20 protein-coding genes are annotated in these 22,654 nt (G+C 51.0%); 12 read left to right on the top strand and 8 right to left on the bottom strand.

All coding sequences use genetic code 11. The features are described 5' to 3' along the window. Positions 1-138 precede the first annotated feature (138 nt). From ACYJL1_RS07765 to ACYJL1_RS07725, 9 genes are all read left to right on the top strand, one after another. Complete coding sequence (locus ACYJL1_RS07765) at positions 139-1,026, top strand: glucosamine kinase nucleotide-binding domain-containing protein (RefSeq protein WP_460897797.1); 888 nt, start codon at positions 139-141, stop codon at positions 1,024-1,026. Next, positions 1,019-1,807 (top strand): GntR family transcriptional regulator, encoded by a 789-nt coding sequence (locus ACYJL1_RS07760; protein WP_460897796.1) that lies wholly within the window; start codon positions 1,019-1,021, stop codon positions 1,805-1,807. The genes ACYJL1_RS07765 and ACYJL1_RS07760 overlap by 8 nt, the downstream gene beginning before the upstream one ends. A gap of 14 nt (positions 1,808-1,821) precedes the next feature. Continuing rightward, a complete protein-coding gene (locus ACYJL1_RS07755; protein WP_460897968.1) occupies positions 1,822-2,832 on the top strand; it encodes an SIS domain-containing protein in 1,011 nt (336 codons plus the stop codon). Then, positions 2,829-3,989, top strand: a complete 1,161-nt coding sequence (gene nagA, locus ACYJL1_RS07750) for an N-acetylglucosamine-6-phosphate deacetylase (RefSeq protein ID WP_460897795.1) — start codon at positions 2,829-2,831, stop codon at positions 3,987-3,989. The genes ACYJL1_RS07755 and nagA overlap by 4 nt, the downstream gene beginning before the upstream one ends. A gap of 52 nt (positions 3,990-4,041) precedes the next feature. Then, positions 4,042-4,641, top strand: coding sequence for a bifunctional nicotinamidase/pyrazinamidase (pncA, locus tag ACYJL1_RS07745; RefSeq protein WP_460897794.1), 600 nt, complete (start codon positions 4,042-4,044; stop codon positions 4,639-4,641). 149 nt (positions 4,642-4,790) lie between these two features. Continuing rightward, positions 4,791-6,101 (top strand): sn-glycerol-3-phosphate ABC transporter substrate-binding protein UgpB, encoded by a 1,311-nt coding sequence (gene ugpB, locus ACYJL1_RS07740; RefSeq protein WP_460897793.1) that lies wholly within the window; start codon positions 4,791-4,793, stop codon positions 6,099-6,101. A gap of 66 nt (positions 6,102-6,167) precedes the next feature. Then, complete coding sequence (gene ugpA / locus ACYJL1_RS07735) at positions 6,168-7,058, top strand: sn-glycerol-3-phosphate ABC transporter permease UgpA (RefSeq protein ID WP_460897792.1); 891 nt, start codon at positions 6,168-6,170, stop codon at positions 7,056-7,058. Positions 7,059-7,071: 13 nt separating this feature from the next. Beyond that, positions 7,072-7,920, top strand: a complete 849-nt coding sequence (gene ugpE, locus ACYJL1_RS07730) for a sn-glycerol-3-phosphate ABC transporter permease UgpE (RefSeq protein ID WP_460897791.1) — start codon at positions 7,072-7,074, stop codon at positions 7,918-7,920. A 1-nt stretch (position 7,921) separates the two neighbouring features. After that, positions 7,922-8,992, top strand: a complete 1,071-nt coding sequence (locus tag ACYJL1_RS07725) for a sn-glycerol-3-phosphate import ATP-binding protein UgpC (RefSeq protein WP_460897790.1) — start codon at positions 7,922-7,924, stop codon at positions 8,990-8,992. A gap of 158 nt (positions 8,993-9,150) precedes the next feature. Here ACYJL1_RS07725 and ACYJL1_RS07720 read toward each other — a convergent pair whose 3' ends face one another. The 4 genes from ACYJL1_RS07720 to ACYJL1_RS07705 all read right to left on the bottom strand — a co-directional run bounded on the left by ACYJL1_RS07720 (position 9,151) and on the right by ACYJL1_RS07705 (position 13,086). After that, positions 9,151-9,933, bottom strand: coding sequence for a MetQ/NlpA family ABC transporter substrate-binding protein (locus ACYJL1_RS07720; RefSeq protein WP_460897789.1), 783 nt, complete (start codon positions 9,931-9,933; stop codon positions 9,151-9,153). A 22-nt stretch (positions 9,934-9,955) separates the two neighbouring features. Then, on the bottom strand, positions 9,956-10,621 hold the full coding sequence (locus ACYJL1_RS07715; RefSeq protein ID WP_460897788.1) for a methionine ABC transporter permease: 666 nt from the start codon (positions 10,619-10,621) through the stop codon (positions 9,956-9,958). Then, positions 10,611-11,651, bottom strand: a complete 1,041-nt coding sequence (locus tag ACYJL1_RS07710; RefSeq protein ID WP_460897787.1) for a methionine ABC transporter ATP-binding protein — start codon at positions 11,649-11,651, stop codon at positions 10,611-10,613. Before ACYJL1_RS07710 ends, ACYJL1_RS07715 begins: the two co-directional genes overlap by 11 nt. Positions 11,652-11,985: 334 nt before the next feature. Continuing rightward, positions 11,986-13,086, bottom strand: a complete 1,101-nt coding sequence (locus tag ACYJL1_RS07705) for an NADH:flavin oxidoreductase/NADH oxidase (RefSeq protein WP_460897786.1) — start codon at positions 13,084-13,086, stop codon at positions 11,986-11,988. Between ACYJL1_RS07705 and ACYJL1_RS07700 the strand changes: the two genes are divergently transcribed. Together ACYJL1_RS07700 and ACYJL1_RS07695 are read left to right on the top strand one after the other, a co-directional pair. Continuing rightward, positions 13,085-13,483 (top strand): ArsR/SmtB family transcription factor, encoded by a 399-nt coding sequence (locus tag ACYJL1_RS07700; protein ID WP_460897785.1) that lies wholly within the window; start codon positions 13,085-13,087, stop codon positions 13,481-13,483. The two genes, ACYJL1_RS07705 and ACYJL1_RS07700, sit on opposite strands and share 2 nt — an antisense overlap. A gap of 398 nt (positions 13,484-13,881) precedes the next feature. Next, positions 13,882-16,173 (top strand): putative bifunctional diguanylate cyclase/phosphodiesterase, encoded by a 2,292-nt coding sequence (locus ACYJL1_RS07695; RefSeq protein ID WP_460897784.1) that lies wholly within the window; start codon positions 13,882-13,884, stop codon positions 16,171-16,173. 38 nt (positions 16,174-16,211) lie between these two features. Here ACYJL1_RS07695 and ACYJL1_RS07690 read toward each other — a convergent pair whose 3' ends face one another. Continuing rightward, positions 16,212-18,026: an acyl-CoA thioesterase gene (locus ACYJL1_RS07690; RefSeq protein ID WP_460897783.1), complete on the bottom strand. Its 1,815-nt coding sequence runs from the start codon at positions 18,024-18,026 to the stop codon at positions 16,212-16,214. Between the two features lie 300 nt (positions 18,027-18,326). On the opposite strand from ACYJL1_RS07690, the gene ACYJL1_RS07685 reads away from it, so the two are divergent. Continuing rightward, a complete protein-coding gene (locus tag ACYJL1_RS07685; RefSeq protein WP_460897782.1) occupies positions 18,327-18,473 on the top strand; it encodes a hypothetical protein in 147 nt (48 codons plus the stop codon). A gap of 14 nt (positions 18,474-18,487) precedes the next feature. Here ACYJL1_RS07685 and ACYJL1_RS07680 read toward each other — a convergent pair whose 3' ends face one another. Genes ACYJL1_RS07680 through ACYJL1_RS07670 form a run of 3 tightly spaced genes read right to left on the bottom strand, consistent with a single transcriptional unit; the run spans position 18,488 to position 22,601 of the window. Beyond that, entirely contained in the window at positions 18,488-19,285 is a 798-nt protein-coding gene (locus ACYJL1_RS07680) for an inositol monophosphatase family protein (protein ID WP_460897781.1), read from the bottom strand. A 29-nt stretch (positions 19,286-19,314) separates the two neighbouring features. Continuing rightward, complete coding sequence (locus ACYJL1_RS07675) at positions 19,315-20,379, bottom strand: ABC transporter ATP-binding protein (RefSeq protein ID WP_460897780.1); 1,065 nt, start codon at positions 20,377-20,379, stop codon at positions 19,315-19,317. After that, entirely contained in the window at positions 20,379-22,601 is a 2,223-nt protein-coding gene (locus ACYJL1_RS07670) for an ABC transporter permease (protein WP_460897779.1), read from the bottom strand. The genes ACYJL1_RS07675 and ACYJL1_RS07670 overlap by 1 nt, the downstream gene beginning before the upstream one ends. Between the last annotated feature and the right edge of the window lie 53 nt (positions 22,602-22,654).

Genomic DNA, 22,654 nt, shown 5'->3' with positions numbered 1-22,654 from the left:
AAGAAATCCTACGGTCATTTACCCATAGCTAATTTTACGTATATATAACAACATATTATAGGAAAATTCCCAAACGCGTAAATTAACGCTTGGCTATTGGTACTTTATTGGTATTCTATTCGTGGAGGGCAATTTGTCGTGACTTATCTCTTGGGAATCGATGGTGGTGGCACTGGTTGCAGAGCGGCGTTGGCCACTCTGGACGGTCGTATCCTTGGTATGGGCAAGAGCGGCTCAGCCAATATAATGACTGATATGAATGCGGCGCGGCACAATATACTTGATGCCACCGAAGCGGCATTCGCCAGCGCTGGCATTGACAAGTCATTGATCAGTTCCTCATCGGCAGTTCTTGGGCTAGCCGGGGCAAATGTTGGAGACAATGCTGCAAGCCTCAAAGCCTCGCTCCCATTCAAGAACGCAATGGTGCTCTCCGATGGCCTGATCGCGCTTCAAGGCGCAATCGGCAATAATGACGGCACTGTTGTTATTCTGGGAACTGGGTCGGTCTTCATTACACGCACGGGAGATGACGTGCGGTTCGCCGGTGGATGGGGATTCAAGGTCGGTGATCTGGGAGGCGGCGCACGCTTGGGCCGACATCTCCTTGAGGAAGCGCTATTGGCCTATGATCGTTTCCACCCTGCCTCCGCGCTCACACAAGCAGTCATGCAGCGCTATGGAAACAATCCGCATAAGATTGTGCAATTTGCACATTCTGCATCTCCGAGTGACTTCGGGGCGCTCGTGCCGATGATATTCGATTACGCCGCTAAAGAAGATGCGGTTGCTCTTGCTCTCTTGCAAACTGCTATTGATCAGATTGAGCAGGGACTTGATGCTATCATGTCAGCATGTCAGACACGACTTTCCCTTCTTGGCGGGCTTGGTCCGCTTTATGAAAAGCGCCTGTCAGCTCGTTACCAGGAAAAGCTGCAAAAACCACTGAACGACGCTTTGACCGGCGCCGTACAGCTTGCAGTTTTGAATTTCGCCTCAAAGCCGGTGGAGCACATTCATGTCTGACGGCCTGATCGATATTCTCCCAACCCTCAATGACGGATCGATTGCAGGCGGTCCTCTTTATGTAAAATTGCAGCGGCTAATTGAAAATGCCGTACTTGATGGCTTGCTCAAACCCGGAGACGCGTTGCCGCCAGAACGCGAACTTGCCGCAATTGCCGATATTTCGCGCGTAACAGTTCGCAAGGCAGTGCAGGGTCTCGTCAATGATGGCTTGCTTATACAGCGTCACGGCTCTGGCACATTCGTCGCGCCTCGCTCTGCCCGGGTCGAGCAATCATTGACACATCTAACCTCGTTTACGGAAGATATGGCTCGTCGCGGCATGATTGTTCGATCGACCTGGCTTGATCGTGGTATTTATGCGCCATCTCCTGAGGAAATGGTGACGCTAGGTTTAACGTCAGGCGAAAGGGTTTCACGGATCAGCCGTCTGCGTGTTGCCAATGATACCCCTATGGCCATCGAACGAGCGGCTTTGTCAGTGCATGTTCTGCCCAGTCCAGAACTGGTCACTCTATCGCTTTATGCGGTGTTGGCTGCCAACGGCAATCGCCCCGTTCGCGCGATACAGCGCATCTCAGCAGCAATTCTGAAAGAGAATGACGCAAAATTGCTTCAGGTTCCTACCGGATCAGCCAGTTTGAACATTGAACGAATCTCCTACCTCGATTCCGGAAAAGTGATTGAGTTCACCCGGTCCATTTATCGCGCAGATGCCTATGAATTTGTCGCAGAGTTGAAACTCGGCGACAGTTCGGAAATATCAGGAGCAGTACTTTGAGCAAGACAACATTGATGCGGGAAGAAATTCTCTCGATTCCTGACGTGACTATGCGTTTTCTGGATAGCTCTCGTGTTACTCTTGCCGCTGCCGGTGCAAAGCTACGCGAAAAGAACCCGCCATTTCTTGCATCCATTGCACGAGGCTCATCGGATCATGTCACGGCTTTCCTCAAATACTCCAGCGAGTTAACGGCGGGTATTCCTGTTGCATCACTTGGTCCATCGGTCTCTTCCATTTACGGCGTAACCTTGAAGCTTGGTAGTGCGGCCACCTTATCCATCTCACAATCCGGCAAAAGCCCCGATATTGTCAGCATGACAAAGGCAGCGCGCGAAAGCGGCGCACTGACGATTGCGATAACAAATGCCATCGACTCCGATCTTGCTTACGCAAGTGATCTCCCCATTGACATTCTTGCTGGCCCGGAGCGTAGCGTTGCAGCGACAAAATCCTTTGTGAGTTCAGCGGTAGCGGGTCTTGCCTTGATCGGGCACTGGACCAATGATCAAAAGCTGCTTGCTGCCATAGATGATCTCCCTGCAGCTATGGCAAAGGCCGTGACATGCGACTGGTCACCATTTGCCGCGGCACTGGAAAATGAGAATTCGCTTTTTATTCTTGGACGCGGACCTTCGCTCGCTATTTCCAATGAGATTGCCCTGAAATTCAAAGAAACCAGTGGCATCCATGCGGAATCATACAGCGCAGCAGAAGTAATGCATGGGCCAAAGGCGATCGTCGGCAAGGGCTTCCCTATTTTGGTGCTTGCTGCAAGGGATGCAGCCGAAGCATCGCTCATCGATGCTGCTGACCGCCTTGCCGACCAGGGTGCAGCGGTTTTCCTGACATCAAACAGAACCTCCAAGGCTACAGCCCTGCCTTTCGTTGCCACATCGCACCCACTCACCGATCCACTCGCACTACTCGTTTCATTTTACGCATTTGTAGAAGGGTTTGCGCGCAGCCGTGGATTTAATCCGGATGAACCACCTCACTTGCGAAAAGTGACGGAGACCATATGAGTACCGTCTACGCGATTACCGGCGCCGCCATTTTTGATGGCGAGAATTGGCACCAAAACTCCGCGTTGGTCGTGGAGCACGGCGTAATCAAAGGTATCGAAGATGCAAGTGCTCTGGCTGCGTATGTCCGCCGGGTCGAGATGAACGGTGGAAAACTCGTGCCCGGGTTCATCGATATTCAGGTAAACGGTGGCGGTGGTGTGTTGCTCAATGACGGACCAAGTATCGACACTATCCGTACCATCTGCGACGCACATTTTTCTTTTGGCACCACTGCGCTGCTCCCAACGCTTATCACCGATACGCCTGAAATCACGGCTGCGGCTATCGCCGCTAGTAAGGCGGCGGCACAGGAAAAAGTGGCAGGCTTCATCGGACTGCATCTTGAAGGTCCCCATCTGTCTGTTAGCCACAAGGGTACGCATGATCCTCAGCTGATCCGGCCTATGGACGATGCGGATCTGATTACAATTATCGAAGCCGTTCAGGAGATACCGGTACTTCTCACCACCGTCGCCCCGGAAACGGTTCCACCGGAAAAGATCAAGGCAATGGTCAACGCGGGTGTTATCGTCAGCCTTGGTCACAGCGGTGCATCATATGAAACAGCTCTTGCTGCGCGCGATGCTGGCGCATCAATGGTCACACATCTTTTTAACGCAATGAGCCAACTCGGCCATCGCAGCCCGGGTGTTGTCGGCGCAACTTTGCAATCAGGAGAATTGTCAGCCGGTCTGATTGCCGATGGCTTTCACGTTGACAAAACCTCCATGTCGATTGCGCTCCGCGCCAAACAAGGCCCTGGCAAGATTTTCCTGGTGACCGATGCGATGTCTACAATAGGCACAGATATTACATCATTTACTTTGAATGGCAGGACCATAACACGCGCTGGTGGCCGCCTGACTCTTGATGACGGCACTCTTGCCGGTGCGGATCTTGATATGATTTCGGCCGTTCGCTTTGTGCATCAGCAATTGGGACTTACACTCGATGAAGCACTGCGTATGGCCTCGCTTTATCCTGCCCAAAGCATTCGTATTGACCATATTCATGGTCGCCTCTTGTCGGGTTATGTGGCGAACATTGTCCATCTGAATGAAAATCTTGATGTGGATCATGTCTGGATTAGTGGCGACGTCCACTATGCGCGTTGACGTCCGAGCGTAATTGACCATAGACTCTCCTCATTCCGCAGGAGATTTCATCATGGCCAAGGACGCATTAATCGTTATCGATGTTCAGAACGATTTTTGCGAAGGCGGTGCCTTAGCTGTGTCCGGTGGTAAGGAGATCGTCCCAATCATCAATAAGCTGATACTTCGTTTTGACAGAGTCATCCTGACGCAGGACTGGCATACATCTGCTCATTCGAGCTTTGCCTCAAGCCATCCTGACAAAGCACCCTTTGAAACCATTGCTATGCCTTATGGCGAACAGACTCTTTGGCCGGACCATTGCGTGCAGGGCACAACCGGCGCCGATTTTCATCCTGATCTGGAGTGGACTAAGGCCCAGATGATTATCCGCAAAGGTTTTCGCCCGCACATCGACAGTTATTCGGCATTTTATGAAAACGACCATGCGACGCCAACCGGCCTTGCTGGTTATCTGAGAGAACGTGGGATCACTCATGTGACACTTGTCGGGTTAGCCACCGATTATTGTGTCGCCTACTCGGCACTTGACGCCGTCGCACAGGGTTTTACCGCAGAGGTCCTACTGGACGCCTGCCGCGCAATCGATCTTGGTGGCTCGCTGGCAGCGATGACAATCAAGATGCGCAAAGCAGGTGTAACGCTCATTTGAGACTTAAAAAAATGAACAGCTGAGCATTTTTCCACAGGACTACACATGCCTTGTTAGACTAAAGTCAAAAAACTGTTGTTTCTCTGTCACATAATGAGGATACTTAGCCCAAGCGCGCTAAAGACGACGCCTCACCATGGGAGACTACAATGATTAATCACGGCACCAAATTCACCGTGGCCTTCGGCATTTTGCTGGCCTCATCGACCGCATCTTTCGCTGTTACCGAAATTAGCTGGTGGCACGCCATGACAGGTGCCAATAATGAAGTTGTCGAGACCTTGGCCAAAGAGTTCAACGAAGGTCAGAGCGAATATAAGGTCGTACCTGTATTCAAGGGCACATATCCGGAAGCACTCAATGCTGGCATTGCAGCGTTCCGCGCCAAACAGGCTCCGGATATTCTTCAAGTTTTTGATGCTGGCACGGGCGTCATGATGGGTGCAGAAGGCGCGGTCAAGCCGGTTGCCGACATCCTGTCGATGGGTGAGGCAAAATTCGACAAGAGCCTCTATCTGCCAGGGATTGTTGCCTATTATTCGAAGCCAGACGGCACCATGCTGTCATTCCCATATAACAGCTCTTCTCCCATCCTTTATTATAATAAAGATGTCTTCAAGAAGGCTGGCCTGGACGAAAACACACCGCCGAAGACTTGGCCCGAGGTTTGGGAAGCAGCAAAGAAGATCAAAACAAGTGGCGCCGCCAATTGTGGCTTTACTTCCACATGGATGACATGGATTCAGACTGAAAACTTTGCGGCATGGAATGACCTTAGCTGGGGCAGCAACGAAAACGGCATCGCCGGAACGGATGTCGAGCTAAAAATCAATGCACCTATCTTTGTCAAGCATTTTCAAGCGCTGGCCGACCTCGCCAAAGATGGAACTTTCCGTTATGGCGGTCGTGCGTCCGAGGCTAAGCAATTGTTCCTGTCGGGCGAATGCGGCATTTTGAACGAATCCTCAGGTGGACTTGGCGATATCGTAAAGTCAGGCATGAATTTTGGCACAGGTCAGCTTCCCTATGAACCGGAAGCAAAGAATGCGCCACAAAACACTATACCGGGCGGTGCAAGCCTTTGGGTATTTGCCGGAAAAACCGACGAGAAGTATAAGGGCATAGCCGCTTTCTTTGACTTCCTCTCCAAGACTGAAATCCAGTCGAAACTCCATCAGGTATCAGGCTATCTTCCGGTTACGCTGGCAGCCTATGAGGACACGAAGAAATCCGGTTTCTATGAAAAGAACCCTGCTCGCGAAATTCCAATCAAACAGATGATGGGCAAGGCACCGACGGAAAACTCCAAAGGTGTTCGCCTCGTCAACCTGCCTCAGGTTCGCGATATCCAGAACGAAGAGTATGAAAACATGCTTGCTGGCAAGCAAACTGCCCAAGAGACCCTCGATAAGATCGTCGAGCGCGGCAATGCAGCAATCAAGCAGGCCATCGGTCAGTAATCAAGCCGTCAAAAATACCCGCCCGTATAATCTCATACGGGCGGGATTTGTTTAAGCGAGGCGTTAATGGCATCTTCCACTCGTGTCACCTTTCCGAATAAACTGCTGCCCTATCTTCTATTAGCGCCTCAACTGGCAATCACTGCGATCTTCTTTTACTGGCCCGCATCGCAGGCCATACAGCAATCTGTATTAAGGGAAGACCCGTTTGGACTGTCGACACAATTTGTCGGATTAGCCAATTTCAAGCGCGTTTTGAACGATCCCAATTACTTGAACTCACTTCAGGTGACCGTAATATTCTCAATTGCCACCGCTTTGATTGCCATGGCTTTCGCACTGCTGCTTGCCGTAATGGCCGACAAGGTCATCCGCGGCAAAGGTGTCTATCGCACACTCCTCATCTGGCCATATGCTGTCGCTCCCGCGATTGCTGGCATGCTCTGGCTGTTTCTCTTCAACCCTTCAATGGGTACATTGGCCTATCTGCTTCGCTCGACCGGCTATAATTGGGATCCGCTGCTCAACAGTGATCAGGCAATGGTGCTTGTCGTGGCAGCTGCTTCCTGGAAACAGATCAGTTACAATTTTCTGTTCTTCGTCGCTGGGCTACAGTCCATCCCCAAATCGCTGATCGAAGCTGCGGCTATTGATGGTGCGGGAGAAACCAAACGCTTTTGGACGATTATTTTTCCGCTGCTTGCACCAACGACATTCTTCCTGCTGGTCGTGAATACCGTTTACGCATTCTTCGACACGTTCGGCATTATTCACGCCGTTACAGGCGGTGGCCCGGGCAAGGCAACCGAAACCTTGGTTTACAAGGTTTACAATGATGGTTTCGTCAACTTGATCCTCGGAGACTCAGCGGCACAGTCCGTTATTCTGATGGTGATTGTCATAGCTATGACTGCGGTTCAATTCCGCTATGTCGAGCGCAAAGTCCATTACGGCTGAGGGGAACCGGATCATGATTCAAAACAACCCCATCAGTCGCATCATTGCCCATATCATCCTGATAAGTGGCATTTTGATCGTTGCCTTCCCGATCTACTACACCTTTGTCGCTTCGACGCAGACATTGCAGGACATTATTCGTCCCCCGCTATCCCTGCTTCCCGGAGGTCATTTCTGGGAGAATTATTCCACTGCCCTGTTTGGCGGCATCAGCAAGATCGGCGGCGTTGGTGTTGATCGCCTTTTGCTCAACACACTGGTCATGGCGCTCGGCATTGCCATCGGCAAAATCATCATCTCGATTCTGTCTGCATATGCGATTGTCTTCTTTCGCTTTCCGGGCCGCATGTTCTTTTTCTGGTTCATCTTCATAACGTTAATGTTGCCGGTCGAAGTTCGCATTCTGCCTACCTACAAAATCATGGTCGACCTTGGTCTGATCGATACCTATACGGGCCTTATTCTTCCGTTGATGGCGTCGGCTACAGCAACGCTATTATTCAGACAATTCTTCATGACAATTCCGGGTGAATTGGTTGAGGCAGCCCGCGTTGATGGGGCCGGTCCGTGGCGATTCTTCAAGGATATTCTCCTGCCATTATCGAAGACCAACATCGCTGCCCTTTTCGTCATCCTCTTTATCTATGGCTGGACCCAGTACCTCTGGCCATTGCTTATGACCAATCGCAACGACATGGCAACGATCGTCATTGGTTTGCGCAAAATGATCGACTTCACCGACGCCACCACGCAATGGCATCTGGTGATGGTCACCTGCATTCTTGCCATCGTGCCACCAATTCTGGTCGTTGTTCTAATGCAACGCTGGTTTGTGCGCGGACTGGTTGAAACGGAGAAATAATATGGCAAGTGTAGAACTAACCGATGTCCGCAAGGTCTATGGAAGCTCTGTTGAAGCGGTAAAGGGCGTCAATATTTCCATCAATGATGGAGCACTTTGCGTGCTGGTCGGCCCTTCCGGTTGCGGGAAATCCACCCTCCTTCGAATGATCGCTGGCTTGGAATCCATTACGGACGGCACTGTCAAGATCGATAGTACAGTCGTGAATAACCTGGGTCCTGCCGAAAGGGACATTGCCATGGTTTTCCAGAACTACGCGCTTTATCCACATATGAAGGTCTACGATAATATGGCCTATGGATTGCGTAACCGTGGCATGCCTAAAGACGAGATCGACAAGCGTGTGAGAGAGGCCGCGCAAATCCTTGAATTGACTCAACTTCTGGAGCGGCGACCAAAAGAGCTTTCAGGTGGTCAGCGCCAGCGTGTTGCAATGGGGCGCGCCATCGTACGCAGCCCGAAAGTGTTCCTCTTTGACGAGCCGCTTTCCAATCTGGATGCAAAACTGCGCGGCCAGATGCGGGTGGAAATCAAAAACCTGCAACGTCAGCTAGGCGTCACCAGCGTTTACGTTACGCACGATCAACTCGAAGCAATGACCCTTGCAGATATACTTGTTGTCATGAATGGCGGTGTCGTGGAGCAGATTGGCGCGCCGCTGGATATATATGAGAAACCCGCAAGCACCTTCGTTGCAAGTTTCATTGGCGCACCTCCCATGAACCTCGTTCCCGTTACGGCTGACGGATCAGGACTCATCCTCAAGGACGGCACGCGTATTGGCGCGCAGGGTCTGGTAGTTCCCGCATCCGGCGCCGTTATCGGCTTTCGTCCTGAGGATTTGGAAGTATCCGCCGGGACAGACACCCATATAGGTGGGTTGGCGCTTGATCTGAAAGTGCTCGGTGTCGAACCTGTTGGTGCCGAGAGCTATGTCTATGGTATTATTGGCGGGGAGCGTGTCGTCGTGCGCGTCTCCGGACGCTCGACTTCACAGACTGACGATCATCTGCGCGTGATTATTCCCAAGGAAAAGCTGCACCTCTTCAACGAGGCAGGAAAGCGTATCTAGGGCATCGGATCGAAAAGTGGAACCCGGTTTTCGGGTAATCCGATGCTAAAACAAAAGGATAGATCGCCATCTTGCGTCCGTGAGGACGTACGGCGATCTAAATGCAAAAACTCCCCCAATCGCTGGGGGAGTTTTTTCATTTCGGCTGATAATATCGATTACCAGCTTGGAACGGCAGCGCCCTTATACTTGTCCAGGATAAACTGCTTTACCGGCTCTGAATGGTAGGACTCAACCAATGTTTTCACCCAAGGCTTATCTTTATCGGCGGTGCGAACTGCAATAAGATTGATATAGGGTGCCTTTTCACCTTCCTTCAGGATCGTATCCGTCATCGGATTAAGGCCAGCTTCGAGCGCGTAATTGGTATTGATTGCGGCGGCATCAACATCGTCGATCGAACGCGGCAATTGGGCTGCATCAAGCTCGACAAATTTGAAATTCTTTGAGTTCTCTGTCACGTCGGCCGGGGTAACTTTCAAGCCAACACCGTCTTTCAGCTTGATTGCACCCTTGTCAGCCAGAATAAGCAAGGCGCGTCCGCCATTTGTCGGATCATTCGGAATCGCAATCGTAGCCCCGTCCGCCAACTCGTCGAAACTCTTCACTTTTTTGGAATAGATGCCCATGGGAAAGTTGACGGTATAGGCAACATCGACGAGATCGAATTTGCGATCTGCAATCTGGTTGTCGAGATATGGCTTGTGCTGAAACGAGTTGGCATCCAGTTCGCCATCATTCAACGCCTGATTTGGTACGACATAATCTGAGAACTCAAGTATTTCGATATCAAGCCCCTTTGGCTTGGCAACTTCCGCAACCTTTTCCAAGATCTGCGCGTGCTCACCCGGCGTCACGCCGATTTTGATTGTTTCGGCAAAGGCCACAGTCGCGCTAAGGCTTGCTACCAGAACGGCAACGCCAAGTATCTTCTTCAGCATTTTGTACTCCTGTTTATGATGATTATTTTGGTCGATTACGCTTGTCGAACTGCCGAGCCAGCCGATCACCCGCGCTCTGCACCAACTGCACAAGAACGATGAGGACGACCACTACGATGGCCATCACATCCGGCATGAAACGTTGGTAACCGTAACGGATACCAAGATCGCCAAGTCCGCCACCGCCGATTGCGCCGACCATGGCTGCATAGCCGATGAGACTGACGATCGTAAGCGTTAAAGCCGAAGCGATACCAGGCCGGGCTTCGGCGAGCAAAACCTTGAAAACGATCTGCATCGGGCTTGCGCCCATGGCACGTGCAGCTTCAATGAGACCGGGGTCGACTTCACGGATTGCTGTTTCGACCAAGCGAGCAATGAAGGGTATGGTTGCAATTGTCAGCGGGACAATCGCGGCCGTCGTTCCGATGGATGTACCGGCAATAGCCCTTGTGAAAGGAATAATGGCAACAACCAGAATGATAAACGGCGTGGATCGAGTAGCGTTGACGATAAGTCCCAACACTTTGTTTATTGAAGGAGCAGGAAAGAGTTCACCGCGCCCGCTCGTCGCCAGAAAAACTCCCAGTGGAATGCCAAATAGCGATCCAATCAGACCTGCCACAGCAACCATGTAAAGTGTTTGCCCGGTTGCTTTGAACAACAGCGCCAGAATATCAGCGGACATAACCCAACACCTCCGACGACAGACCATGCTCGGCGAGGAAATTGCGCGCCAACTCTATCTTTTCCATGTCAGCTGACAGAGAAACAACCAGCATACCGAAAGGCCTACCTGCAATTTCATCGACCGCTCCAGCCATGATATTGACCTCTATGCCAAGGTCACTGCCAAGCCGTGCAAGCATGGGTTCTGTTGCATTCTCACCTTTAAAGATGACCCGCAAGATTGTACGCGAACCAGATGCGGCAACGTTAGTCATGCGGCTGGTAAGGAACTCCGGGAGATACATGCCGGCCAGACCGCCCAGAAGTGCCCGCGTCGTCTCATGCTTGTGTCCGGTAAACACGTCGAAAGTCGGCCCCTGTTCAACGATCCGGCCACCATCAATAACCGCTACATGATGCGCAATCGTCTTAATCACTTCCATTTCGTGGGTGATTAGGAGAACGGTTAGCCCAAGCTCACGATTGATTTTTTGGAGGAGTGCTAGGATTGACCGTGTTGTTTCCGGATCGAGCGCCGATGTAGCCTCATCCGAAAGCAACAATTTTGGTTCCGTCGCCAAGGCACGTGCGATGCCGATTCGTTGTTTTTGACCGCCGGACAGTTCCGACGGATAACGATTACGCTTGTCGGAAAGCCCGACCAGATCGAGCAGAGGAGTAACCCTCTTCTCTATTGCCTGTTTGTCGACACCAGCAATTTCCAAGGGTAGAGCAATATTATCGAAGGCCGTTCTGGACGATAAAAGATTAAAGTGCTGGAAAATCATGCCAATCGAGCGACGTACGGAGCGCAAATTCTTTTCGCCCAACCCCGCAACATCTGTCCCATCAACGAGAACATGACCGGATGTTGGTTTTTCAAGGCCATTAACCAGACGGATAAGTGTTGACTTACCTGCTCCCGAGCGACCGATGATGCCCGTCACGGAGCCGCGGGGAACGACAAGGTCTACATCATCCAGCGCAACAACCTCCGCCCCGCTGCTACCGGCACTAAATCGTTTCGAGACTCGTTGGAATTCAACCATAGGCTTAGCTCTCGATCCGTCGCTTGGCGACGGATCGAGAAGGCCTTTTTCTATTTTATTCATAACTGCCATGTTCATCCGCGGCGCTCGCACAACCGCCCTGTTGCCTGTTTGCGACCGTCTATACAGACCATCCGCGATTTTCGATAGACCTTGACAACAGACATGAACATTTCAGCTTCGGATTGTTGATGGCAAAGACCTGCTGTTGCCAACAACATAAGTGACGCGCGCTAGAACTGACACGCAGTATATTTCTCAATCTTCGCCACAGCCGGAATCTCGTTCTAAAGATTCTGGCTATGGTAGCCAATTAGAACCTCGTCCAATTTTATTATGCTGCCGCGCGATATCGCTCCAACCAATGAGCATATGGTGGCGGGAGAATCCATGATGGCTTTTCAACGCCTAATTCTTTCGCGGCACGATAAGGCCAATGGGGCTCATCAAGCAGAGGGCGACCGAGCATCACAAGATCCACCGATCCATCCTGCAAGAGACCTTCCGCCTGTTGCGGGGTGCTGATGTACCATGATGTTGATGCTGGCAGGCCTGTCTCATTCCTAACACGCGCTGCAAGAGGACCAAGAAACGCAGGACCCCAAGGGATATTGGCTTTGCCAGTGGAGAATCCCATGCTGACATCGATAAAATCCAGCCCATCAGCCTTCAGCAACTTTATCAGTTCAATTGCTTCCCTTACCGTATCTTCATCATTGCCATCATATTCGATGACGCCAAGGCGCATGGCAAGGGGCAAATGTTGTGGCCAGACTGCGCGTACCGCCTGAAGCGTTTCACGAAGAAAACGCGAGCGGTTCTCGAAACTGCCGCCATACTCGTCTGTGCGCTGATTAGAATGTTTGGACAAAAAGCTTTGGCCAAGATAGCCATGCGCAAAATGCAGTTCCAACCACTCAAAGCCACTGGCCAACGCGCGTTTTGCACTGTCTACAAAGGCCTGCTTTACCCGCTCTATATCGGCAATTGTCATTTCACGAGGAATTTTTGGCAAGCCACCTCCATAAGCAATCGAAGAAGGAGCTATGGTTTCCCAACTGCGTGGGTCATCAGCAGCGATGTGATCGTCACCTTCCCATGGACGATTAGCACTCGCCTTACGCCCGGCATGTCCGATCTGTATTCCCGCAACTGCTCCCGCCGCTTTGATCGTCTTGACGGCTTTGGCCAGTTCTGCCGCCTGTTCCTCATTCCATAATCCAACGCAAGCGGGAGTGATCCGCCCTTCAGGGGACACAGCCGTGGCCTCCACTATCACGAGACCGGTGCCCCCTCTAGCCAGTCCCCCTAAATGAATTTGGTGCCAATCGTTGATTACACCATCAACAGCAGAATACTGGCACATGGGTGATACTGCTATGCGGTTGCGTAAGGTGACGCCCTTGAGAGTGTAAGGTTCGAAAAGAGTGGTCATGCGCTATTCTCCAGTAATTGCTATTGTTCGTTTGTTCGATATTATTCGAACAATAGCAATACACAAAATTTTGTGCTACCCAAGCCCCATGAGACAGTTTGTGCACCCTTCACCATCAGATATCAGGCTCGAGTCAGTTCTTCATGCCTTGAGCGATCCTGTCAGACTTTCAATCGTCCGGCAGTTGGCCCGCGATGGCGAAGCGACCTGTGCCGCGCTTGATGGCGGCCGCCCCAAATCCAGTATGTCCCATCATTTCCGTATTCTGCGAGAGTCCGGCGTAGTGAAAACTCGTAATGAAGGCACGTCGCATATGAACGAGCTTCGATCACAGGACCTGGACAATGTATTTCCCGGCTTACTAACCGCAATTCTTAATACCACGCCAAATATTTGAATCTCGGAATTTTGATTTGGCCCTTCGCATGGTTCAACGAACGCCAGTCACTGAAAACACCGTGCATATCAAGCAGTCAAAAAAGCGCAAACTATATAATGACTATACTTTGTGCTGAAAGTATATACAAATACTTACGGCTTAATTTCCTGTAAACTTAATGCAGTTCACAATTAGAGCCAATCGACTGATAAATATGTTTCACTTGACATCCAACCTCAAATGTCTAGGTTTTTCAGACTTAAAGACATTGGTAACTAATATAGAGAAAGTGATTCATTTTAACGAATACAGAACTCAAAACAGTTAGAACTGACTGATCCGTTTTTGTATTGCCGAGGCTCCGCGTGCGACTGTCAAGCTTTCATACTTTTGACGCTGTCCGATCGATGTTCGGCATGCGCGGAAACATAAACCCCGTTGTCAAACGCCGCGTTTACGCGGAGCAGATGGACGTCGCGCTTAGGTTGGCACCTTTCACGGTTCTCGTGGCGATGTGTGTTGTGTTCGTTGTCACTTACGTTTTTTGGGACCTCGGTCCCCGCCCCTATCTGGCTGGTCTAGCGACAGTCGTGGCTTTCATGACCGCTGTTTCCCTGCTGGCCTGCTGGCAATGGTATAATGTTCCGAAGGTAAAGGAGCTGGGCTTTGACGCCATAAAATACCTGATCATTGTATCTGCCCTTTATGGTATTTGTCTTGGAAGCATACCCTTGATGCTTTTCTTGAATGCTGATGCATACCATCGGCTTTTGATAGCCTGTACAGCAGCAGGTCTGATGGCGACGGGCATTGGTGTAGCGGTCGTGCCCCTGGCAGCAATCGCGTATTCGGGTACGATCATTACCGGCTCCTTCTTTGCGCTGGCCTCTACTGGCGAAGATTTTTTCCTTTTCATCGCAATTTTGCTGGCGTTTTACGCGCTCTTCATTCTGTTCACAATTGTTCACATGAGCAATCTTATCGTTATGAGAACGCTCGATCAAATTAAGGTGGAACAGCAAAAAGAAGTTATCAGCTTGCTACTCTATGATTTCGAGGAAAATGCCAGTGACTGGATCTGGGAGACTGATGCCGATCTGAAACTGCAGCATACATCGCCACGCCTTGCTCAGATTTCTGCAAAAGCTATGCGTGAGCTGCAGGGCATGCCTTTCGCGCAGCTTTTCAAGATAGACCAATCACATGCAGATGCCGCGATAAAAGTCGGTTCGATCTGGCAGGCTATCGAGAACCGTGCAACTTTCCGCGACCATATCCTACCCGTGAACATCAAGGGGGAGACGCGGTGGTGGTCTCTTACCGGCAAACCAATTTTCGATAATGCCGGCCAATTTGTTGGATATCGCGGCGTTGGATCAGACGTAACTGCAGCAAAACAATCCGAAGACCAGTTGTCTTATCTGGCGCGCTACGACGTGTTGACCGACCTGCCTAACCGCACGTTGTTCAATGATCAGCTGAGTGAAGCAACAAAGAATCTGGAACACGGCCTTCGCAGCTTCGCCGTATTTTGTATTGATCTTGATGAATTCAAGACCGTTAATGACAGTTTCGGCCACGGCATTGGCGATCAATTGTTGAAACAGGTCGCCGATCGTCTCCGGAGCAGTTCGCCATCCACCTACACTGTTGCTCGTTTGTCAGGGGATGAGTTTGCAATATTGGCAAATGGTGCCGACCATGCTGTAGCAACGGAACTTGCCCATCAGCTGGTGCACAATATTTCCCAACCATTTTGGATCGATGGCATCCAGATCAACATCCATATCAGTGTTGGCATTGCGATAGCACCGGTTGACAGCGTCACAGACATTATGCGCTGTGCAGACTTGGCACTTTATCGCACCAAGAATGAGGGCCGTAACAGCTACCGGTTCTACGAAGTTGAAATGGATGCACGTATAGAAGCCAAACGTGCACTTGCCATGGACCTGCGCGGTGCTTTGGCCCGCAACGAATTCATCTTGCATTTCCAACCGATCGTCTCTGCTTCAACGCTCAAGACCGTCGGTTTCGAAACGCTTTTGCGGTGGAAGCATCCCGTTCACGGATTTATTTCGCCAACGGTCTTCATTCCCATAGCAGAAGAAACCGGCAATATAATTCCACTGGGAGAATGGATCATTCAGGAGGCGTGCCGAACGGCAGTTGATTGGCCTGCAGATATCCATGTTGCAATCAATATCTCAGCGATTCAGTTTCGCCATTCCGATCTTGCTTCAATTGTGCGGGATGCACTTACAAAGAACAAACTCAATCCCAGCAGATTGGAACTCGAAATAACGGAATCCGTATTCCTTGAGGCAAATGTTGCCGCAATTTCACTCCTTCGGCAATTTCGCGCTATGGGCGTCAGCGTAGCACTTGACGATTTTGGTACCGGATATTCCAGTCTGAGCTATCTGCGAAAGATGCCCTTTGACAAAATCAAAATCGACCAGTCATTTGTGCGCGATCTTCCACACAATCGTGGCAGCTTGGCAATTATCAGAGCGGTCATGGGTTTGGGCGCAAGCATGGGTATGAAGATTACGGCCGAAGGCGTTGAGACGCGCGAACAACTGGCATGCCTTCAAAAAGAGGGCTGCGATCAAGTGCAGGGTTTCCTTTTCAGCCCAGCGGAACCAGTGGAAAAAACTTTCGCTCTCCTGGAATTTGATCGCGAAAGATATCAAGTCGCAAGCTAGAGCAATTGATCAAAACGCTCCCAAATTTATCGACCGCCTCAGGCTTGCCGCTTTGACTGCTCAATAGTTTTCGGACGATAGTTGGGCGACAGACGCGAGTCCTTTGGCCAATAGGCCAGAAAGCCCTTGATAACGTCTCCGGGTATGTCGAGCGGGTTATAATTATCCCTATCAACAAACATCAAGGATTGTTCGCCGTGCCCGAGAAGCCCTTGTGAATGGCTGTGAATCTCGTGGCTTAAAGTCACGAACTTCCGATTGTGGCGAGCGATCTTAATCCTGACGCTGATCTGCTCGAACTCTTTCGACTCGCGTCGGTAATCGTGCGTGAAGGAACGGGTAAGAATATAAAAACGGGTCGTCGCTAGATCAAAATCCGGCATGCATACATTGAAGAATAGCTCGCGCGCTTTCCCGACCCAGCGTACATAATTTGCGAAATATACGTTACCGACCGAATTGGTATCATCATAGGTCGGAACGAGTTGCATGACGAACCACTCCCCATCGAAGCCATGTGAGGGCGATGTTTCCTCATTGTCCGTCGATATAAGCGGCGTGGATGTCATCATACGTACGGGTTGATCGACAATATCCACGGGAATGGCTTTAGAACGTGGCCCAACCAACTCAATGATGACCGGCAACGCACCGATAAGGCCAATGAACGGCGATATCACCAAGAAGCCCGGAATAGGTTCAATATACCCAATTACAAAAATCAGCGATGAGCCGCATCCAATCATGAAACTCAAAACAGGATCGAAGCGCGCCTTCGCCCCAAGAGCCTCACAGACAAGATTCGCCGATGCGCTGACAAATAGCGTCGCAAACGGCATCATGAAGTACATCAGCGAAAAATTTGCGGGCACAGCTGCATAGGAAACCCATGTTGCGCCAATCAGCAGCCAGAGTGGTGAAGAAGCAATGCTGTCAGGAATCAGTGCGAGCAGCGGGCTGTTACTGCGCAGGTTCTTTCCCTTCAAAAACCACGACGTTGCGCAGTAAAAGCTATCAACGGTCGAGGCCATCGCAATGGTTGTCCAAATCACGAAAGCCACAGCAAGATAAGGCTGACCATTTTCGGCAGACAGCACAGTAGCTGCCGAAACTGCCCCTTGTGCGCTTGGCAATCCATCAATCGAAAGAATACTGCCAATAGGCCCCACGGCTGAAGCAGTTAGTGCATTAAGAAACAGAAACCCGAAAAAGAGCAAGGCTCCCATTCCGTAAGCTAACCCTACATTTCCGCCTTCACGCTTGATAGTCACCGCACGTTGCCAATGCTGTATATCCAGCCACGGCCCAAGCAAAAAACCAATCAGGGTTGGCATAACCAAACCATAGAAACGGGCATCGAAACTTTGCAGCGGCACGCCCGGATAAGTTGATGATTCCGCAAGTCCCAAGTACAGCACAATAGCCGCAGACACGCCTATAATTGCATAGACGATATGCAACAGTTTGAGTTGCTGCAAGGAAAGTGCGTGGCCAATGGCGCAGGCAAACAGGAGCAGAAGTGCGATGCCCAGACCCGAACCTTCACCAACGACAGGCTGCCAGAGATAGGCGACAAACCCGAAGATTGTTACAACCAGCGCTGCCATTTGAAACAGCAGGAAAACGCCCGCATAGCGACCCTCAATATCCTTGATAATTTGGTCCGGTGATCGTTTGGTTCGTCCTAGAATAAAACCGAACAACCAAAGCCCCACGACATTGGCTATCGCAAATCCAAAGAAACCCAGCCAGCCATATGTCAGCGTGACGTGGATGGAGTAAAAGAAGCCCAACCCCCAAAGCCAAGATAGGCCGATTGTCGGCGCCCAAAGTAAATCTCGCACAAACTTCATGATATCCAGCTTTTCCAGAACCAGTGCCCCACACACCAACATTAATCGATGTTATTTGCTGTGATATGTCAATGATCTACGCCCGGCACACACATCAGGAAACCGTACTTTTTTAGCATGCACAATTTGAGGGCAAAGTTGCTCATTTAAAGGCATGCTTATGCATATTTAGTGTATCATCGACATAGTATCAGACCAACAACATATCTCGATGGATGATATGAGCGTGAATTTGAGGGCGGGCACTATTGCCAGTATTGCAGCCGGACCATCTGTAATTTTGGCAGGGAAGGAATATCCATGAATCGCAATATGCTTTTTCTGATCATTGGCGGCCTTATAGTGCTCGTCGCCGGTTTGGGATTTTACATTTACGATAAAGAATCAAAGCCCGATGGCATTGAACTCAAAATTGGCGAAGGTGGCGTTTCCATTCAGGAAAACTAACGACCCCAAGCTATTCAAAGGTTGGCAATGGCGCGCAGATCGCTAACTGCGCCCGTGGCTGCAGCAAGTACGGGTGCACCTTTGGTAAGACCATCGCCTTTAACCGGAAATGGATGATGCCAGCCCCCCGCCTCTTTAACGAGGCAATATCCAGCCATGCAATCCCACGCATGCATGTAAGGTTCATAATAGCCCACCAATCTACCAGCCGCGACATAGGCGAGCATCAATGCACCGGAACCGTTGCGGATGAAGTTTCCACCTGCATCCAGCAGTTTTTCCACAATGCGAGCCACACTTGCCGGGCTCACATGATGGTTGGCGCCTATTCCTGTAACCGCATTGCGAATTGTTCTGTCACCATTGAGCTTCAGGACCTTTCCATTCAAGGTCGCGCCCATTCCCAGTGCTGACGCGTATAGCTCATCATTGCATGGAACGTAGATTACCCCGATGGCAATTTCCTCACCGTAGAGCGCAGCGATCGAAATACACCAGCTGGGCATGCCGTTGACGAATGGGCTGGTGCCATCAATAGGATCAATGACCCATGTATAATCAGATGTGCCGACGCTAACGCCATATTCTTCGCCCAGTACAGCGTCGTCGGGGAAGCTTTCGACAATCCGGGACCGGATAAGCTCCTCTACTTCCCGATCTGCAATGGACACGACATCCTGAGGATCAGCTTTTGTCTCGACAATCAACTGCTCTCGCGCATTAAAATATTTTAACGCCAGAACGCCGGCTTCAATTGCCATCTTCTGGGCCAAGGCAAAGCGTTCCTCGAGATTGGCGGCATGAGATGTCATTGTCTGTTCCTCTGAAAAAAACTGGTAGGTCAACTATTGATGAGTGCAATGCCACGATGATGAAAACCGATACTGACATTGGTACCCGGTCGAAGATGCTGATCCACAGCCGGATCGACGACAAAGAGCGCGCCAGATTCTGTCTCGACTTCGTACTCCACATGATCGCCCAGATAGGCCGCAAATTTGATCCTGCCGGGAAACGCAGCATCCTCAGCCGTCTGCAAAATGATGGCATTCGGTCTTACTGCAAGCTTGGCTGGGCCGGGTGCAGAATGACTCCGTGCCGGAACATTATGTTCAAGTTTTCCAACCCGAACGATGGCCTGCCCCCCTTCGCTTCGCAGCACTTCACAGGGCACAACATTTGCTTCGCCTATGAAATCGGCAATGAACGAGGACACCGGCGCCTCATAGAGTTCGCGAGGAGATCCCTGCTGTGCTACAATGCCGTCCTGCATAACGATGATGCGATCGGATACAGCCAAGGCCTCCTCCTGATCATGTGTTACATAAACGGCAGTAAAGCCAAGGCGTTGCTGAAGTTCGCGAATTTCCGTTCGCACGCGGCGGCGCAACCGCGCGTCAAGATTGGATAATGGCTCATCCAGCAGCAAGACTTGTGGCTCCAACACCAGAGCGCGGGCAACTGCAACGCGTTGCTGTTGCCCACCGGAAAGCTCAGCAGGCAATCTCTGTCCATAGCCTGCAAGTCCAACCTGGTTCAGGCCCTCTTCTGCTCGCTCCCTCGCTTCTGCTTTTTTCATCTTCGACGATTCAAGACCGTAAGCCACGTTTTCCAGAACTGACATATGCGGAAATAACGCATAGGACTGGAACACCATCGACACGTCCCGCTCATTTGCGGGAAGCATGGTGACATCCTTGCCGCCAATCATGATCCGTCCAGCAGTTGGATGCTCAAGGCCGGCCAGCATACGCAAAGTGGTTGTTTTGCCACAACCAGATGGCCCGAGAAGAGTGACCAGCGTTCCGGGCTCTATATCGAGCGACAGATCGTGGATGGCCGTAAAGGTGCCAAACTGTTTTTTGACGTTGGAGAAAACGACTGATCCTGTGAGGTTGGGTGCCATTACACGGCCTTCTCTGGAGATGCGGGTGGTATGAAAGCAGTTGCAACACGGTTCTCGCGGCGCAATTTCCTCTCCCCAACCAGAAGCTGGAAACAGGTGATGATAACGACCATGACAATGATCAGCATGGACGAGTAAGCAATCGCCACGCCGTACTCTCCATTTTCGACAAGGCCGACAATATAGGCAGTCGCCATATTGTACTCGGCGCTGACGAGGAAGATGACCGCGCTAATCGATGTGATGGCCCGAACGAACGAATAGACGAGCGCCGCAACGATTGCTGGACGCAGCAAGGGCAAAATCACTTTGCGAATTGTCCGGAAGCTGGCTGCGCGCAAGGTCAGCGAGGCTTCATCGAGACTCTTGTCTAGCTGGCTCATGGCAGCAATGCCTCCCCGCACGCCCACTGGCATATTGCGAAAGACAAAGCACGCAACAAGTATCAGGGCAGTACCAGTCATTTCCAAGGGCGGCAGATTAAATGCCATAATGTAGCTGATACCGATAACAGTGCCGGGGATAGCAAAACTCATCATAAGTGCAAATTCAAACACATTCCTGCCGACGAAACGCTGCCTGACGATCAGGTAAGCTGTCAGCAAGCCAACGGCAGCTGTTAGAGGTGCGGCGATCAAAGCAATTTTGATTGTCGTCCAGAAAGAATTCCAGGCCACGCCAGTCCAAGCGATTGCTCCATCAGCGAAGGTAAATGAGAAGGCACGTTGGTAGTGGTCAAAGGTCAACGTATTATCAAGTCCCCAAGTGCGGACGAAACCGCCGAAGAAGATCATTCCGTAAATCACCAGCGTGAAAATGATCCACGGAATGACAATCGCATGAACGCCGATCGACAAGGACTTCGGAAGAGCGATATGGGCGCCGGAATCGCCTTTACCCGTTACCGTCGCGAAACTCTTGCCTGACAGCCACAGACGCTGTGCCAGAAAAGCTGAAAGCGTGAAGAAGAGTAGAATTATCGCGAGCACCGCAGCGCGTGATGGATCGTTTTGCGAGCCAACAACAGCAAAGAATATCTCTGTTGAAAGGACACCGTGACTGCCTCCTAGAACCAATGGATTACCGAAATCGGCCATGCTTTCAATGAATCCAATAAGGAAAGCATTGGCGAGACCGGGCTTCATCAAGGGTAGCGACACCCTCCAGAAGGTGCGCCAGCGATCTGCGCGCAGGGTCTGCGAAGCCTCTTCCATTGAAGGGCTTACCCCCTCAACCACCCCGATGAGCACGAGAAATGAAATCGGCGTAAACGACAGTACCTGCGCGATCCATATCCCCGTCAATCCGTACAGCCAGCGACCCGGCTCAATTCCAAAAAGGCTTGATAACTGCTGGGTGACAACGCCCGCACGGCCAAAAAGAAGGATCAGCGCCAAGCCGATTACGAAGGGTGGCGTGATGATTGGAAGGACGGTCAGGAGTCGAAGGCCCTTTTTGAATGGAAAACGCGTGCGTGTTGCAACCAAAGCAAAACAAAGCCCCAAAAGCGTCGATCCGAACGCCGTCAATATTGCCAGCAATAACGTTCGCCATGCAATGCCACAGCGGTTTCCACCAACGAGACAATCCAGACTCCAGATTGAAGGATCTTGAATATTGCGAATGAAGCCGGACGGTTCAAATGAACCATCAAAGCTTTGAAATGCGCCAACGAGCATGCTTCCGACCGGATAGAACACGAAGATTGCTACGAGGAAAATGAGCAATGCGATCGATGCAACAACGAAGGCATCGCCCCTCAGCACAGCTCGCTCAGCCAGCCCAAATGAGAACATCAACACAAGAGAGAGAGCAACCAGACCTGCACCAGCGCCCATTGATGATTGCCCGTCGGAAAGTGGGCCGAATAAATGCTCGCTAATCGCCCAGGTCCACCCGCCAAAGCCCACAGCTAATCCCTGAAGAACGAGGAATAGAAGACCGGCAGATCCAGCAGTGACAAGCAGATTTGAACGAAGTTTCGATACGGTCAAAGTGCGGGCGAAAAGGCCAATTGCAAATATTGACGCGATGATCGCTATAGTCCAGCGGCCATAGCCAAATATCTGGACAAGCCCCGGTCCCTCTGCAGCACCAGCAGGAAAGCCGCCAAGCCAATCAAAGCCGTAAAAGCCCGTTTCAATTCTGTACCAAGGCACCAGAATCAGACCCACAAGTCCGATACCGAGAGCTATGTTCAATCTCCGGTCACTGCGTTCCATAGGGCATTCCGCGCATTATTGTATGAGTATGGAGAGTGCATGCCCAAAATTCT

This window comes from Phyllobacterium sp. K27, assembly GCF_054796155.1.
The sequence above is the reverse complement of the archived record's forward strand: the minus strand, read 5'-3'. Positions and strand labels throughout refer to the sequence as shown.

What these genes read in the sequence shown, in the direction of transcription:
- ACYJL1_RS07760 (WP_460897796.1), top strand. Translation starts at nt 1,019, where the DNA reads ATGTCTGACGGCCTGATCGATATTCTCCCAACCCTCAATGACGGATCG.
- ACYJL1_RS07755 (WP_460897968.1), top strand. Translation starts at nt 1,822, where the DNA reads ATGCGGGAAGAAATTCTCTCGATTCCTGACGTGACTATGCGTTTTCTG.
- nagA (WP_460897795.1), top strand. Translation starts at nt 2,829, where the DNA reads ATGAGTACCGTCTACGCGATTACCGGCGCCGCCATTTTTGATGGCGAG.
- pncA (WP_460897794.1), top strand. Translation starts at nt 4,042, where the DNA reads ATGGCCAAGGACGCATTAATCGTTATCGATGTTCAGAACGATTTTTGC.
- ugpB (WP_460897793.1), top strand. Translation starts at nt 4,791, where the DNA reads ATGATTAATCACGGCACCAAATTCACCGTGGCCTTCGGCATTTTGCTG.
- ugpA (WP_460897792.1), top strand. Translation starts at nt 6,168, where the DNA reads ATGGCATCTTCCACTCGTGTCACCTTTCCGAATAAACTGCTGCCCTAT.
- ugpE (WP_460897791.1), top strand. Translation starts at nt 7,072, where the DNA reads ATGATTCAAAACAACCCCATCAGTCGCATCATTGCCCATATCATCCTG.
- ACYJL1_RS07725 (WP_460897790.1), top strand. Translation starts at nt 7,922, where the DNA reads ATGGCAAGTGTAGAACTAACCGATGTCCGCAAGGTCTATGGAAGCTCT.
- ACYJL1_RS07720 (WP_460897789.1), bottom strand. Translation starts at nt 9,933, where the DNA reads ATGCTGAAGAAGATACTTGGCGTTGCCGTTCTGGTAGCAAGCCTTAGC.
- ACYJL1_RS07715 (WP_460897788.1), bottom strand. Translation starts at nt 10,621, where the DNA reads ATGTCCGCTGATATTCTGGCGCTGTTGTTCAAAGCAACCGGGCAAACA.
- ACYJL1_RS07710 (WP_460897787.1), bottom strand. Translation starts at nt 11,651, where the DNA reads ATGGTTGAATTCCAACGAGTCTCGAAACGATTTAGTGCCGGTAGCAGC.
- ACYJL1_RS07700 (WP_460897785.1), top strand. Translation starts at nt 13,085, where the DNA reads ATGCGCTATTCTCCAGTAATTGCTATTGTTCGTTTGTTCGATATTATT.
- ACYJL1_RS07705 (WP_460897786.1), bottom strand. Translation starts at nt 13,086, where the DNA reads ATGACCACTCTTTTCGAACCTTACACTCTCAAGGGCGTCACCTTACGC.
- ACYJL1_RS07695 (WP_460897784.1), top strand. Translation starts at nt 13,882, where the DNA reads ATGCGCGGAAACATAAACCCCGTTGTCAAACGCCGCGTTTACGCGGAG.
- ACYJL1_RS07690 (WP_460897783.1), bottom strand. Translation starts at nt 18,026, where the DNA reads ATGAAGTTTGTGCGAGATTTACTTTGGGCGCCGACAATCGGCCTATCT.
- ACYJL1_RS07685 (WP_460897782.1), top strand. Translation starts at nt 18,327, where the DNA reads ATGAATCGCAATATGCTTTTTCTGATCATTGGCGGCCTTATAGTGCTC.
- ACYJL1_RS07680 (WP_460897781.1), bottom strand. Translation starts at nt 19,285, where the DNA reads ATGACATCTCATGCCGCCAATCTCGAGGAACGCTTTGCCTTGGCCCAG.
- ACYJL1_RS07675 (WP_460897780.1), bottom strand. Translation starts at nt 20,379, where the DNA reads ATGGCACCCAACCTCACAGGATCAGTCGTTTTCTCCAACGTCAAAAAA.
- ACYJL1_RS07670 (WP_460897779.1), bottom strand. Translation starts at nt 22,601, where the DNA reads ATGGAACGCAGTGACCGGAGATTGAACATAGCTCTCGGTATCGGACTT.